This is a genomic window from Methylobacterium goesingense, from assembly GCF_022179225.1.
GTDB lineage: Bacteria > Pseudomonadota > Alphaproteobacteria > Rhizobiales > Beijerinckiaceae > Methylobacterium > Methylobacterium goesingense.
Genome location: NZ_BPQL01000216.1, coordinates 1 through 12,318, shown reverse-complemented (window position 1 = coordinate 12,318; position 12,318 = coordinate 1). Strand labels below are relative to the sequence as shown.

The following is a 12,318-nucleotide window of genomic DNA, read 5'->3' as shown; positions in this document are numbered from 1 at the left end:
CGCCCTGCACGGCCGCACAGAGATCGCGGCGCAGGATTTCGCCCCCGCCTTCCTGGCGGTGGCGCTGATCTCGGTGATGTCGTTCTTTCCGTTCCGGCGGCTCAGCCCGGAGGCCGGCGCCGAAGTCTCGGGTCACAGGCTCGTCGCCGCCGCCTCGCGCAACGCGATTCCGTAGGACGCGGCGACGTCCTGGACGTCAGGCGGCGGCCCGGGCCGGGGCTCGTCCGGCGGCGCGCTTCGAGTTCTGCCCGCCTCGCGCGGCGGCGTTCGACTTGGCCGAAGCCTTGGCGGGGCTCCCTGCTGCGCGGGCGCCCTGGCGCCAGCCCTGCCAGCTCCAGCGGCCCGGGCCCGTCATCGCGTACATGAGGAATCCGCCCGCGAGGCCGAAATCGGCCAGGAGCAGGGTGCGCTCGGCCACCGCGCTCGGGCCGACGAACTGCCAGAACGGGTGGAGCAGCACCGCCATCACGCCCGCGAAGGCGGCGAGCGCCAGGCCGCTGATGCGCGGCAGCACGCCGAGGATGAGGGCGATCGGTCCGAAGACCTGGACGATCACCGCCGCGGTGGCGACGGCGTTCGGCGACGGCAGGCCGGTGGCCGCGAGGGTAACGGCGAAGCCGGAGACGTTGAGGGCCCGGGCGATGCCGGTGGGCAGCAGCGCGGCTGCGAGCAGCAGCCGGGCGAGGAAGAGCAATCCGTCTTGGGCACGGCCGGTCACGTCTCAGGCTCCGTCTGGCATCTTGGAGTGCCGAGCTTTGTCGGGACCGCCTGAAGACGGCGTTAAGGCCGCCGCGCCCTCAACCGGAGACGCCGCCCCGGAACAGGCGGCCACGCTCGGTCCACGCCACCACCGCGAGGGCTAGGCCGCCGAGGAGCGCGTAGCCGATGCCAATCGGCAGCACCGAGCCGTCGAAGGCATGCCCGATCAGGAAGCCACAGAACGCGCCGAGCATGGTGGTGTAGAAGCCCAGGAAGGACGAGGCCGTACCGGCGATCTCGCCGAGGGGCTGCAGCGCCAGGGCGTTGAAGTTCGGCATCGCGAAGCTGATCAGGAACTGGTTTGCCGCCAGGATCGAGAGGAACAGGGCCAGCGGCGGGTGGCCATGATAGGCGAGCCCCACCACTACCTGCCCCACCGCGACCACCACGAACAGGCTCAGGCCCGCGTGTGAGAGGGGCCGCATGCCCAGACGCCGAACCAGGCGGGCATTCACCAGGGTGGCGGCCCCCATGGCGCCGGCGACGAGCCCGAAGGCCAGGGGGAACAGGACGCCGAGATGATAGAGCCCGGTGTCGAAGACCTGCTGGGCCGACCCGACATAACCCATGATGCAGCCAGTGAGCAGGCCGAGCGCGGTGGCATAGCCCACCGCCACCCGGTTTCGGAAGGTGATCCCCACGGCCTGGGCCACGGCGCCGAGCGAGAAGGGGCGCCGGTACTCGGGATGCAGGGTCTCGGGCATCCGCCAAGCGAACCAGAGCACCAGGATGCCCGCCAGCGCCAGCATCGAGACGAAGACGTAGACCCACGAGCCGAACAGCAGCATCGCGCCGCCGATGGCCGGCGCGATCATCGGCACGATGAGGAAGACCATCATGATGAGTGACATCACGCTCGCCATCTCGCGCCCGGCGAAGCGGTCACGCACGATCGCCGTCGACAGGACGCGCCCGCTCGCCGCGCCGATTCCCTGGATGACCCGCGCCGCGAGCAGCCAGCCGAAGGACGGGGCCACCATGGCGAGGCCGGTGCCGACGACGTAGATCGCCAGACCCGAGAGCAGCACGGAACGGCGTCCGTAGGTATCCGAGAGCGGGCCGTAGACGATCTGCGCTGCGCCGAAGCCGATCATGTAGACGTAGATGAGGAGTTGCAGGCTGTTCGGATCGGCTACCCCGAAACGCGCCTGGATGGCGGGAAACGCCGGCAGCAGGTTGTCGATCGAGATGGCGGTCACCGCCATCATCAGCGCGACGATGCCGACGAATTCACCGAAGCCGGGCCCCTTCCAGGCCGGAACGACGGCAGCCTGCGCCAACGGCGCCGGGGCGCGCAAGATCGTCACCGGGGTGCTGCTCACCAGGGCCTGTCCTCGAGGAAGCGTTGGGGCATTCGGAGCCCCGGAGAAGAACGTTCTCCGGTCGGACTTGGTGCCGGAGCGGGGAGCGGGCAATCCGCCCGGCCGCATGGCAGCCGCGCGGACTTGCCGGCCCGCTGCCGCCACATTTTCGGACAAGCGAATGTCCCCAGGATCGGAAAGCCCCGGTCTTCCGATACGGGGCATGGGGCCTTCGCGAGGTGACGGAGACGATGCAGACACGGCGCGGCCTCCTCCTCGGAACCCTGGCGCTGGCCCTGGTGCGACCCGGGACCGCTGCGGCGGAGGCGGAGGACGACTTCGCCGCCCAGGCGAACGCCCTGGTCCAGCCCTATGCGCGCGCGGGCATCTTCTCCGGAGCGATCGCCGTCGTGCGGGACGGGAGGGTTCTGTTCCGGCAAGCCTACGGGCTCGCGGACCGCGAATGGTCGCTCCCCAACACGCCCGAGACCCGCTTCCGCATCGCGTCGCTGACGAAACAGTTCACTGCCGCCGCGATCCTCAAGCTCGGCGAAGCGGGACGGCTCGACCTCGACGATCCGGCTGCCCGGCATGTGGCGGGCCTACCGGCGACCTGGACGCCCATCACCCTACGGATGCTCCTCGGTCACACCGCCGGCCTGCCCAACGTGACGGCGCTTCTGGATTACCCGGTGATCGCCCGGACCGCCCGCAGCGCCATGGAGGTCGTCGCGCGGCTCTATCGAGAGGATCTGCTGTTTCCGGCCGGCTCGGCGCAGGAATACAGCAACACCGGCTACATTCTTCTCGCGGCCATCATCGAGCGGATCACCGGCGAACCGTTCGACGAGGCCCTGCGCAGCCTCGTGCTGGCGCCGGCCGGGTTGACCGCGACCGTCGACGCCGACCCCGACGCGATCGTACCGCGCCGGGCCGCCGGGTATCAGCGCTCCGCTGGCGTCTGGCGCAATGCGGTTCCGGTTGTCGCCGCCGCAGCGCTCGGCGCCGGGGGGCTGGTCTCGACCATCGACGACCTCGCGGCCTGGGACCGAGCCCTCCTGTCCGGTCGCGTCCTCGCGCCGGAGTCTCTGGCCGCGATGTTTCGGGATGGCGGCCACGGCTACGGGCTCGGCTGGTATCTTGGCCGGGCCTACGGCCAGCGACTGTGGTCGCATGGCGGTTTCCTGAACGGGTTCGCGTCGATCAAGGACACCTATCCGGATCTGGGGCTCAGCATCGTGGTCCTCGGCAACACCGAGACCACGCCCGCCCAGACCCTGGCGCGCCGGCTCGGTGCCCTCGCCCTCGCCGCACCCGTGGAAACCGGGATCGTGGTGCCCGCCCCAGTCATCGATCGTTACGCCGGTTACTACCGGGTCGGGCCCCGCGCGGTGGTGGCGCTGAGCCGGTCCGGCGACCGGCTGGTGGCCCAGGGCACCGGCCTCGCCCGCCTCGAACTGACGCCGGAAAGCGACCGGGTGTTCGTCTCCGACAACGGCATCCGTATCGCCCTCGACATCGAGCCCGATGGCCGCTCCACCGGTCTCCTCTTCGACACCCCGGGCAGCGCGCGCGCGGGCCCGCGTATCGACGCCCGGACGGCCCGACGCATCACCGCGCGACGCCTCGCTTGGCAGGTTCCGCGCTGAGGGCGCCGGGTCGCCAAGCCCACGAAACAGGTCTACGATCGCGTTCGCGCCGGAACGCCATTCCGGCGCGAACGACACGCGCCGCCCTGACGGGACGGAACGCCCCCGAACTTCGGGTCTGTCGCGACGCCGCCTCGGTTCGAAGGCCGCGTTCGTTGGCCAAAAGTCCACCTTGATTTGAACCCGCGTCTGGCTTTGTCTACGGCGCATAAGAACAACACCGGAGGATATGCGATGAACAAGCCTGAATTTCTCGACCAGGGCACCAAGGCGCCGTTCTCGGCTCGCTACGAGAACTTCATCGGTGGGCAGTGGGTCGCGCCGAGCGCCGGCCGCTACTTCGAGAACACCTCCCCCATCACCGGTCGGGTGATCTGCGAGGTCGCACGATCGGATGCCGCCGACGTCGATAAGGCCCTCGACGCCGCCCATGCGGCGAAGGAGGCCTGGGGCCGCACATCACCGGGTGAGCGCGCTCGCATCCTGAACAAAATCGCCGACCGGATGGAGGAGAACCTCGATCTGATCGCGCTCGCCGAGACCTGGGACAACGGCAAGCCGATCCGCGAGACGACCCACGCCGACATTCCCCTCGCCATCGACCACTTCCGCTACTTCGCCGGCTGCGTCCGCGCCCAGGAAGGCTCGATCTCCGAGATTGACCACGACACGGTGGCCTACCACTTCCACGAGCCCCTCGGCGTCGTTGGCCAGATCATTCCGTGGAACTTCCCCATCCTGATGGCGGTGTGGAAGCTCGCCCCGGCGCTGGCCGCCGGCAACTGCATCGTGCTCAAGCCCGCCGAGCAGACCCCGGCCTCGATCCTGGTGGTGGCCGAACTCATCGGCGACCTGCTGCCCCCGGGCGTGCTCAACATCGTCAACGGCTTCGGCCTGGAATGCGGCAAGCCGCTCGCGTCCTCGCCCCGCATCGCCAAGATCGCCTTTACGGGCGAGACGACGACGGGTCGCCTGATCATGCAGTACGCCTCGCAGAACCTGATCCCGGTCACGCTCGAGCTCGGCGGCAAGTCCCCGAACATCTTCTTCGCGGACGTCGCCAACGAGGACGACGACTTCTTCGACAAGGCGCTCGAGGGCTTCACGATGTTCGCCCTGAATCAGGGTGAGGTCTGCACCTGTCCGAGCCGGGCGCTCGTGCACGAGTCGATCTACGACCGCTTCATGGAGCGGGCGATCAAGCGCGTCGAGGCGATCACGCAGGGCTCCCCCCTCGATCCCGCCACCATGATCGGCGCGCAGGCCTCCTCGGAGCAGCTGGAGAAGATCCTCAGCTACGTCGACATCGGCCGCCAGGAAGGCGCCGAGTGCCTCACAGGCGGCGAGCGCAACGTGAAGGACGGCGAGTTCGCTGAGGGCTTCTACATGAAGCCCACGGTGTTCAAGGGCCACAACAAGATGCGCATCTTCCAGGAGGAGATCTTCGGCCCCGTCCTCTCGGTGACGACTTTCAAGGACGATGCCGATGCGCTCAGCATCGCCAATGACACCCTCTACGGCCTCGGGGCCGGTGTCTGGACCCGCGATGGCAACCGCGCCTATCGGTTCGGCCGCGCCATCCAGGCCGGGCGCGTCTGGACGAACTGCTACCACGCCTACCCGGCCCACGCGGCCTTCGGCGGGTACAAGCAGTCCGGCATCGGCCGCGAGAACCACAAGATGATGCTCGACCACTACCAGCAGACCAAGAACATGCTGGTGAGCTACTCCGCCAAGAAGCTCGGCTTCTTCTGAGCGTTCTGAGAATCTGAAACCCGAGTGTCACTCGCCCCGGCCATCAAGGCCGGGGCTTTTTTGTCTGCCGCCCTTTTTCGGTTTGCGCCCTATCTATCGGGGCAGATCCGTCCACGGAGAACGCCATGAGCGAGACCGCTTCCCTCGATCCCATCACCGCCGATCAGGCCGGCGTCGACGGCACACCGCTGCGCGTCACCGCCACGCCGGCCGCCCTCGACCTCATCGCCGAGCTGCGCGCCGACCACGGTCCGGTGATGTTCCATCAGTCGGGGGGCTGTTGCGACGGCTCGTCGCCGATGTGCTACCCGCAGGGCGAGTTCCTGACCGGCGACAGCGACGTGCATCTCGGGACCGTGGACGGCGCCGATTTCTGGATCAGCCGGCCCCAGTTCGAGGTCTGGAAGCACACGCACCTCATCCTCGACGTGGTGCCGGGGCGCGGCGGCATGTTCTCCCTCGAGAACGGGCGCGACAAACGCTTCCTGATCCGCTCACGGCTCTTCACCGAGGCCGAGAACACGGCCCTCGCGGGCGCCTGCAAGCTCTGACGCGTTCCGGCGTTACTCGGCCTGCGGGCCGAGGGCGGCGCCGGCCGGGCCGCGGTAGCCGGAGGCCAGCACGTAGAGTTCGCTCGAATCGGCCCGGCTGGCATTGGGCTTGACGTGGCGGACGCTGGCGAAGTCCCGCTTCAGGTCGGCGAGCAGCGTGCCCTCGGTACCGCCCTGGAACACCTTGGCGAGGTAGGAGCCGCCGGGCGCGAGGATCTCCCGGGCGAATTCCGCCGCCGTCTCGGCCAGACCGATGATACGCAGGTGGTCGGTCTGCTTGTGGCCGGTGGTGTTGGCGGCCATGTCGGAGAGCACCAGGTCGGCCGGGCCGCCGAGGAGATCCGTCAGCAGCTTCGGGGCTTCGGGGGCCAGGAAGTCCAGGGTGATGAACTCGACGCCGGTCATCGGCTCGATCTCGAGAAGATCGATGCCGACGATGCGGCCCGAATCGCCCACGATCTTGGCCGCCACCTGCGACCAGCCCCCCGGCGCCGCGCCGAGATCGACGATGCGCTGGCCGGGCTTCAGGAGCTTGAAGCGCTCGTCGATCTCGATGAGCTTGAAGGCCGCGCGGGAGCGGTAGCCCTCGCGCTTGGCCCTGGCCACGTAAGGATCGTTCAGCTGACGCTCCAGCCAGCGCTTCTGGGAGGCGGTTCGGCCGCGCCCCGTCTTGACCCGCTGCTTGAGTTCGCCGCGCAAACCCGCACCGGCACCACGCCTGTCACTCACCGGTATCCCCCGCGGCGCCAGACGCCGTCCTCGCGCATCATGTTCATCAAGAGGCCCTCGCGCAGGCCGCGATCGGCGATGCGCAGGCGGTCCGATGGAAAAGCCCGCCGGATCGCCTCCAAAATGGCACAGCCCGCCAGCACGAGGTCGGCCCGGTCGCGGCCGATGCACGGGTTGTCCGCCCGCTGCTCCAGCCGGGTGTCGAGGAGATCGTCGATGGCGTCGCCCACTTCGGCATCGCTCATCCACAGGCCGTCGACCCGGCGGCGTTCGTAGCGGGCTAGTCGCAGGTGCATCGCCGCGAGCGTCGTCACCGTACCGGAGGTGCCGAGCAGGTGGAAGTGCCGGGCATTGGCCGCCGGCGCCGCCCGGATCGCGAACCGCGCCAGGAGGTCGGCCACCTCCTCCACCATGCCCTCGAAGGTCAGGCGCGTGACATCGCTGCCGCCGTGGCGCTCGGCCAGGGTGACGACGCCGACGGGCAGGGAATCCCAGGCCCGGATGCGCAGGGTCGGATCGGCGGAGGGGTTCGTGGCCGCTCCATCGAGCCAGGCGATCTCGGTGGAGCCGCCGCCGATGTCGAAGATCACCACCGATTCGGAATAGGGATCAGCCAGTGCCGCGCACCCGGTGACGGCGAGGTAGGCCTCGGTCTGCCGGTCGACGATCTCGAGGTCGAGGCCGACCTCCCCACGCACCCGATCCACGAACTCGGCCCCGTTGACGGCAAGCCGACAGGCCTCGGTGGCGATGATCTTGGCCCGCACGACACCACGGGCCTGCATCTTGGCGCGGCAGACCCGCAGGGCTTCCACGGTCCGCTCGATGGCCGCCTCGCTCAAGCGGTCGGACGTGCCGAGCCCCTCGCCCAAGCGGACGATGCGGGAGAATGCGTCGATGACCCGGAAGCCGTTCGCGGCGGGCTCTGCCACGAGGAGCCGACAGTTGTTCGTGCCGAGATCGAGGGCGGCGTAGGCGTTGCGCCGGTAGGGACGTCCGGTCGACCCGCGCGCGTCGGCGCGCGTGGCCGGAGCCGAAGGCGTGTGACCGCCGCTGAGGCGGGCCGGCATCGTCGCGGCGCTCTCTTCCCTCATCGGCCGAGCCGAAATCCTCGATCGTGGCCCCAGGCGGACAGCCGGACCATCATTCCCGCACGAAGCTACAGGTCTCCCTGGTAAACTGCAAAGGCTCGATCGGGTATCGGGCACCGATACAGGCTTGTTTGGGGAGGATAAGCCGAATGGCGGCCGGCTCAGCCGAGTTTTCCCGATGCCGCCATGCGGGGCACGGGACGGAGCAGGCTCTTGACCTGGGAGAACGGACGCGGCCGGTTGATCACCTCGTCGAGGCGCGACCACAGGGTCTTGGGCGAGAAGGGCTTGGCGATGATCTCGTTGACGCCCAGCGAGATCGCCCGGTCCACGACGTTCCGGCGCGGCTGCGCCAGCATCAGGATGATCGGCACCGTGGGCGAGGGCGACGTGGTCGGCGTGCGGGCCAGCCGGATGAATTCCTCGCCTGAGAGGATGGCGAGGTCCCAGTCGATGATCGTCAGGTCGGGCTTGCTCTCGGCCAGTACGCCGAGGGCCTCGGCGCCGTCGGGGGCCTCGAGGACGCGCTTGATGCCGACGCGCATGAGCATATCGCGAACGATGCGGCGGATATACAGGCTCTCGTCGACGACGAGGGCCGAGAGGTCCGGGAAGCTCGGTGTGGCGATCATGCGGTCAGCGTCCGGCCGTGCGGCCGCCGGGGCGGGCCTGCCCCGGCCCGACCGTAAGCCACTGCACCTTTGCGCTTTCCTAATGCGAAGCCACGAAATGATTCGGATCGCGAGCGGCACCGTTGCGCATCTTGCCCGAACGCGTTTGCTCAAGCTGCGGGCAACGGGATCGCGGATGCGGGGGGTGCGATTAAAAGCTACGCATTTTGCCGCAGGAAAGTTACGGAACTCTGGCGAACTGCGCCGAAAGGTTCTTGCGATGAAGGCGGGTTTCAGTCAGGACTAAGGCGTTATTCTTGGTCACCGCTGCTGGGAGTAATGATAGTGCGGAGCGTGGGCTGTCTGGGACGGCGCGCACGCGGTTATCGAAACTGATGGTCGGCGGACGGTTTTTGCGAGCTTTCTATGGGACGTGGTCGTGATTTTCGGGGGCCGCAGAAGCGCGGCTTCGATGAGGGTGGAGCCGAGCCGCGTTGGCCGGATCAGGCTCCTCCGAGCGGCGGTGGCTACGGCGGTGGTTTCGGCGGTGGCGGTGGTTTCGACCGCGGCCCGTCGCGTGCCGCTGCGGCCCCTTCGGGACCGGAGCGCGATGCGACGGTCAAGTGGTTCAACAAGGAGAAGGGCTTCGGTTTCGTCGAGCTGGCTGACGGTTCGGGCGATGCCTTCCTCCACATCCGCGCCGTCGAAGCCGCCGGCCATGCCGACCTCCTCCCCGGCACGCGCCTGACGGTCCATACGGCCCAGGGCCAGAAGGGTCCGCAGGTGACCGACGTCACCAGCGTGGACACCTCCACGGCCGAAGCCGCCCCCATGCGCGATGCGCGTCCTCCCCGCAGCGGTGGCTTCGGCGGCGGTGATCGCTTCGGCGGCGGCGGTGGTGGCGGATATGGCGGCGGTTACGGCGACCGCGGCGGCGATCGTGGCGGCGGCGGCGGCGGTGGTGGTCGCTTCGCAAGCGGTCCCTCCACCGAGATGACCGGTACCGTGAAGTGGTACGATCCCGCCAAGGGCTTCGGCTTCGTCTCCGTGAACGACGGCGGCAAGGACGTGTTCGTGCACCGCTCCGCGCTCTCCCGGGCCGGCCTCGACTCCCTGGCCGAGGGCCAGCAGGTCGTGCTCGGCGTCGTCGAAGGCCAGAAGGGCCGCGAGGCCCAGAGCATCAACGTCGACGATTGATCGATCCCGGATGGCCGCCCTGCGGCCACCTTCGATGGCTCTTAAAGAACGGCGGCTCTCAGGGCCGCCGTTTCCTTTCGTGGACCCCGTTTCAGCGCTGGAGGAATGGATGCCGCTTGCCCTGATCGCCTGTGCGGCCCTGGTCTGGCTGGCGCGTCCCGCCTCGGCCGAGGATTTCAGCGGGTTCTATGCCGGCGTGAATGCCGGCTACGCTTTTCAAACCGGCGAGCGCAGACAGCACGGCATCGGTACGGATGCGCTGAAGACCGGCGCCGCACCGACGGATACCGGTCTGCCGCCGAGCGCCCAGCAAGCTTCGCGCGCCCTGCAGTCCCGCTCCCAGGTCCTCGGTTCAGGCACCGCCCTGCCCCGCTGATCGCTTAGTTCGCCGCGCTCGAAGTCGTCCGAGTTCGGGCCGCCACAAACGCGCGATGGAAACGAAACGGGCTTGCCGCCAATCCCCGGAGGGGAACCGGCGGCAAGCCCGTTTCGCGCGTCGATCTCAGATCGGGGAAGGGCTCGATCAGACCGGCTTCTTCTCCATGCGGCGCTCGATGGCGTGCGCGTCGAGGCCGGGCACGGTGAGCGGTGCCTCGGGGGTCGCGGGGTCGTGCGGCTTGTTCTTGAGGGCGGAGGCCAGGCGATTGCGCTCGTAGAGGAGAACGACCACCACGGAAATCAGGAACGGCAGCCAGAAGTAGAACAGCCGGAACACGAGCAGCGCGGCGATGACCGAGGGGCGTGCGATATCGGGCATCGCCACCACGAACACGAGCTCGAACACGCCGAGGCCACCGGGAGCGTTGGAGACGAGGGCCGCCGAGAACGAGGCGAGGAAGACCGCCAGCACGACGAGGAAACCCGGGTTTCCGGCCTCCGGCAGGGCGAAGTAGATGATGCCGGCCGCACCCAGAAGCTCCAGGGGAGCGGCGATGAGCTGGCGGCTCATGATGCGCGGGCGCGGATATTCGAGCTTGAACGAGCGGATCGTCAGCGGCTTCAGGTTCAGCAGCGAACCGGCCACGTAGAGGGCCACGAAGGCGAGCAGGCCGGCGCCGAGGATGCGGGCAGTCTTGGGGTCCGTGAGGATCGCCGGCAGGTAGCCGTTCAGGCGGGTCAGGGTATCGGGCAGGACGGTCAGCACGAAGCCGCCGAGCAGAATCGTGCCGAGGCCGAAGGTGAAGGAGCAGAGCGCCACCAGCACCGCGACCTGGGCGGCTGAGAGGCCCTTGGCCGTGTAGGCGCGGTAGCGCACCACGGCACCCGAGAACACCGAGGCGCCGATGTTGTGAGAGAGGGCGTAGGTGGTGAAGGAGCAGACCGAGACGAAGAACCACCCGATATGGCGCACCCCGAGATGCAGGAGCGCGATCCGGTCGTACCAGGCGAGCGCGGCGTAGGCGACGAGGGTGGAGAGTGCAGCGAGGAGGAAGCGGTGCGGCGGGATCGCCGCGAAGCTACCCTTGATCTCCGCCATCGAGATGCCGGCGAGTTCCTTGTAGAGGAGGTAGCCCGAGCCGATCACGGCGGCGAGGCCGATGATCGGCCAGATGAAATCGCTGATCTTCTTCATGGTGGTGTCGACGAGCCCCTTACCCTTCGGGCCCTCCCTGCACCACGATGCCCTGCACCGCAAGCGCGTGACCGGCCCCGCCGGACCGCCTCATCCCACGGGATCATGACGGTTTCGTGCCGGCCTCCCCCGAGGCCGGTCCGAAGGAGTTTCAGGCGCGGATGCGGGACAGGCCGATGCCGTCCATGGCGGCCTGATCACGGGCCGCTTCCGCGGCGCGCTCGGCGGTCCGCTCGCGGTCGTCGAGAATCTCGATCTTCTTCAAGTCCTCGAAGGCCTCGCCAAGTTCGGCCTTGGCCTCGGCGAGCTGGCCCTCCAGTGCGGCGGCCGACTGGCGCATGTTGTCCCGGCGCGTGGCGGCCGCGCGGGCATAGGTCGGGTAGGCGAAATGCGCCGGGTCTGAGATGCCGGCGCGGCTCTCCTCATGGGCGACCTCGCGGTCGAGCTCCATCGCCATGCGGGTGAAATCCGCCTTCATCATCTCGATCTGCGTCACGCGCCGACGCTTCTCGTCGACCTGGAAGCGTCGCAGCCGGATCAACGTGTCACGGGATTTCATGGACGGTCTCACTCCACGCAACGCACGGCTTGCCGGGGCGCCTTGCTGGCGCACCGGACCGACTTCGATCCGCCGCGCCGGGGCGACTGCCCTACGGCGCGCCGACGATCTCTGCCAGGCGACGGTAACCCTCGCCGATCGAAGTTGCTTCTTCCTTACCCTGACCCAGAAAAGCCTCCATTTCGGGCATGAGGGCGACCGCCTCGTCGACCTCCGCAGAGGCGCCGGCCCGGTAAGCGCCCAATCGGATCAGTTCCTCCATGTCGGCATAGGTCGAGAGCAGGCGCCGGGCCCGCCGGACGGTCGGCAGGTGAGCCGGATCGCAGGCGCGCGGCATGGTGCGCGAGACGGAGCGCAGCACGTTTATGGCCGGGTAGCGCCCGCGCTCGGCGATACCACGCTCCATCACGATGTGACCGTCGAGGATGCCGCGCACGGCATCGGCCACGGGCTCGTTGTGGTCGTCGCCCTCCACAAGCACGGTGAAGAGGCCCGAGATCGCCCCCTGCCCCGTGCCGGGCCCCGCCCGCTCCAGCAGGCGCG

At 68.7% G+C, this 12,318-nt stretch carries 12 protein-coding genes and 1 pseudogene; 5 read left to right on the top strand and 8 right to left on the bottom strand.

From position 1 onward, the window contains the following. Positions 1 to 196: 196 nt before the first annotated feature. Both MFF30_RS25060 and MFF30_RS25055 read right to left on the bottom strand, forming a co-directional pair. Positions 197 to 718 carry a DoxX family protein gene (locus MFF30_RS25060; protein WP_238282931.1) on the bottom strand — a complete coding sequence of 174 codons (522 nt, stop codon included), beginning with the start codon at positions 716 to 718 and terminating at the stop codon, positions 197 to 199. 79 nt (positions 719 to 797) lie between these two features. After that, positions 798 to 1,967, bottom strand: a complete 1,170-nt coding sequence (locus MFF30_RS25055) for a multidrug effflux MFS transporter (RefSeq protein ID WP_238282935.1) — start codon at positions 1,965 to 1,967, stop codon at positions 798 to 800. A gap of 344 nt (positions 1,968 to 2,311) precedes the next feature. Here MFF30_RS25055 and MFF30_RS25050 point away from each other — a divergent pair, with 344 nt between their 5' ends. From MFF30_RS25050 to MFF30_RS25040, 3 genes are all read left to right on the top strand, one after another. Continuing rightward, entirely contained in the window at positions 2,312 to 3,709 is a 1,398-nt protein-coding gene (locus MFF30_RS25050; RefSeq protein ID WP_238282930.1) for a serine hydrolase domain-containing protein, read from the top strand. A gap of 234 nt (positions 3,710 to 3,943) precedes the next feature. Next, positions 3,944 to 5,464 carry an aldehyde dehydrogenase gene (gene adh / locus MFF30_RS25045; protein ID WP_238282929.1) on the top strand — a complete coding sequence of 507 codons (1,521 nt, stop codon included), beginning with the start codon at positions 3,944 to 3,946 and terminating at the stop codon, positions 5,462 to 5,464. A 125-nt stretch (positions 5,465 to 5,589) separates the two neighbouring features. Beyond that, positions 5,590 to 6,015 carry a DUF779 domain-containing protein gene (locus MFF30_RS25040; protein ID WP_238282928.1) on the top strand — a complete coding sequence of 142 codons (426 nt, stop codon included), beginning with the start codon at positions 5,590 to 5,592 and terminating at the stop codon, positions 6,013 to 6,015. A gap of 12 nt (positions 6,016 to 6,027) precedes the next feature. Here MFF30_RS25040 and MFF30_RS25035 read toward each other — a convergent pair whose 3' ends face one another. The 3 genes from MFF30_RS25035 to MFF30_RS25025 all read right to left on the bottom strand — a co-directional run bounded on the left by MFF30_RS25035 (position 6,028) and on the right by MFF30_RS25025 (position 8,467). After that, entirely contained in the window at positions 6,028 to 6,744 is a 717-nt protein-coding gene (locus MFF30_RS25035) for an RlmE family RNA methyltransferase (protein ID WP_238282927.1), read from the bottom strand. After that, a complete protein-coding gene (locus MFF30_RS25030) occupies positions 6,741 to 7,838 on the bottom strand; it encodes a Ppx/GppA phosphatase family protein (protein WP_306424604.1) in 1,098 nt (365 codons plus the stop codon). The genes MFF30_RS25035 and MFF30_RS25030 overlap by 4 nt, the downstream gene beginning before the upstream one ends. A 158-nt stretch (positions 7,839 to 7,996) precedes the next feature. After that, positions 7,997 to 8,467, bottom strand: a complete 471-nt coding sequence (locus MFF30_RS25025; RefSeq protein ID WP_238282925.1) for a response regulator — start codon at positions 8,465 to 8,467, stop codon at positions 7,997 to 7,999. Positions 8,468 to 8,872: 405 nt separating this feature from the next. Between MFF30_RS25025 and MFF30_RS26045 the strand changes: the two genes are divergently transcribed. Next, positions 8,873 to 9,643, top strand: a complete 771-nt coding sequence (locus tag MFF30_RS26045; RefSeq protein ID WP_283205938.1) for a cold-shock protein — start codon at positions 8,873 to 8,875, stop codon at positions 9,641 to 9,643. Between the two features lie 109 nt (positions 9,644 to 9,752). Next, entirely contained in the window at positions 9,753 to 10,019 is a 267-nt protein-coding gene (locus tag MFF30_RS25010; RefSeq protein ID WP_238282924.1) for a hypothetical protein, read from the top strand. Positions 10,020 to 10,166: 147 nt separating this feature from the next. Here the strand turns inward: MFF30_RS25010 and MFF30_RS25005 are convergent, their stop codons facing one another. The 3 genes and pseudogenes from MFF30_RS25005 to fliI all read right to left on the bottom strand — a co-directional run. Further along, positions 10,167 to 11,216: a lysylphosphatidylglycerol synthase domain-containing protein gene (locus MFF30_RS25005; protein WP_238282923.1), complete on the bottom strand. Its 1,050-nt coding sequence runs from the start codon at positions 11,214 to 11,216 to the stop codon at positions 10,167 to 10,169. 151 nt (positions 11,217 to 11,367) lie between these two features. Continuing rightward, positions 11,368 to 11,775, bottom strand: a complete 408-nt coding sequence (gene fliJ / locus MFF30_RS25000) for a flagellar export protein FliJ (RefSeq protein WP_238282921.1) — start codon at positions 11,773 to 11,775, stop codon at positions 11,368 to 11,370. Positions 11,776 to 11,866: 91 nt separating this feature from the next. After that, a pseudogene (fliI, locus tag MFF30_RS24995) lies at positions 11,867 to 12,318 on the bottom strand (flagellum-specific ATP synthase FliI); the annotation flags it as partial.